The sequence below is a fragment of the Hydrogenophaga sp. genome (assembly GCF_031426985.1).
GTDB lineage: Bacteria > Pseudomonadota > Gammaproteobacteria > Burkholderiales > Burkholderiaceae_C > Hydrogenophaga.
In genome coordinates this window covers 1-1,681 of sequence record NZ_JASJOY010000212.1, presented here as the reverse complement: position 1 = coordinate 1,681, position 1,681 = coordinate 1, and the positions used below count along the sequence as shown (strand labels likewise).

Below are 1,681 nucleotides of genomic sequence, written 5' to 3'. Positions count from 1 at the left end.
GCTTGACCATCTACGCCATCCAGCGAAAACGCCAAGCTGATGCCTGCTGCACCCCGAAATTCAACGGAGTAAAAAAATGACCGAAGTCACCGTGAATGGCATGACCTGCACAACCTGCGCTACCCATGTCCAAGATGCTTTGGAAAAGATACCTGGCGTGAAATCCGCCGTGGTGTCTTATCCCGAAAGCCGAGCACAGGTGATGGCGGACACCGCCGTGAGTCACGACCAAATTCTGGCCACCATCGCCGCATTGGGCTATCAAGGCTTGATCCGGGTTGGTGACTTCAAAGATGAAGAAAAAATCCGTGACGTACTGGCAGGCGCCGGTTTGCATATCGCCATCATTGGCAGCGGCGGAGCCGCCATGGCGGCAGCGCTGAAGGCCGTCGAGCAAGGGGCGCAGGTCACACTGATTGAGCGCGGCACCATCGGCGGCACCTGCGTCAATGTCGGCTGCGTGCCGTCCAAGATCATGATCCGTGCCGCCCACGTCGCCCACTTGCGCCGCGAAAGCCCGTTCGATGGCGGCATGCCGCCCACACCGCCGACGATCTTGCGCGATCGGCTGCTGGCCCAGCAGCAGGCCCGCGTCGATGAACTGCGTCACGCCAAATACGAAGGCATCCTGGAGGGCAACCCGGCCATCACCGTGCTGCACGGCACCGCCCGCTTCAAGGACGGCCACAGCCTGGTCGTGCAGCTCAACGACGGCGGCGAGCGCGTGGTGGCGTTCGACCGCTGCCTGATCGCCACCGGTGCGAGTCCGGCCGTGCCGCCAATTCCCGGCTTGAAAGACACGCCCTACTGGACTTCCACCGAAGCTCTGGTCAGCGAAACGCTCCCCGAGCGCCTGGCCGTGATCGGCTCGTCGGTGGTGGCGCTGGAACTGGCGCAAGCCTTCGCCCGACTCGGCAGCAAAGTGACGATCCTGGCGCGCAGCACGCTGTTCTTCCGCGAAGACCCGGCCATCGGCGAAGCCGTCACGGCCGCGTTTCGCATGGAGGGCATCGAGGTACTGGATCACACGCAGGCCAGCCAGGTCACTCATGAAGGCGGCGAATTCGTGCTCACGACGGCACACGGCGAGTTGCGCGCCGACCGGCTTCTGGTCGCCACCGGTCGCGCGCCCAACACGCGCAGCCTGAATCTGGAAGCGGCGGGCATCACGCTCAATCCGCAAGGCGCTATCGTCATCGACTCCGGCATGCGGTCCAGCGTGGAACACATCTACGCCGCTGGCGACTGCACCGACCAGCCGCAGTTCGTCTATGTCGCGGCAGCGGCCGGCACTCGTGCGGCCATCAACATGACCGGCGGCGACGCGGCCCTGAACCTGACGGCGATGCCGGCGGTGGTGTTCACCGACCCGCAAGTGGCCACCGTGGGCTACTGCGAGGCGGAAGCGCACCACGACGGCATCGAAACCGACAGCCGCACGCTCACGCTGGACAACGTGCCGCGCGCGCTGGCCAACTTCGATACGCGCGGCTTCATCAAGCTGGTAGCCGAAGTGGGCAGCGGGCGCTTGATCGGCGTGCAGGCGGTTGCGCCGGAAGCGGGCGAACTGATCCAGACGGCGGCGCTGGCCATTCGCAACCGCATGACGGTGCAGGAACTGGCCGACCAGTTGTTCCCCTACCTGACGATGGTCGAGGGGTTGAAGCTCGCGGCGCAGACC

The 1,681-nt window shown here is 64.8% G+C and carries 1 protein-coding gene; it reads left to right on the top strand.

Features of this window, described 5'->3' with window-relative positions; all coding sequences use genetic code 11:
- Positions 1-76: 76 nt before the first annotated feature.
- Positions 77-1,681, top strand: a 1,605-nt coding sequence (gene merA, locus RMP09_RS21805; protein WP_310568080.1) for a mercury(II) reductase, incomplete at its 3' end; no start/stop codon positions are given.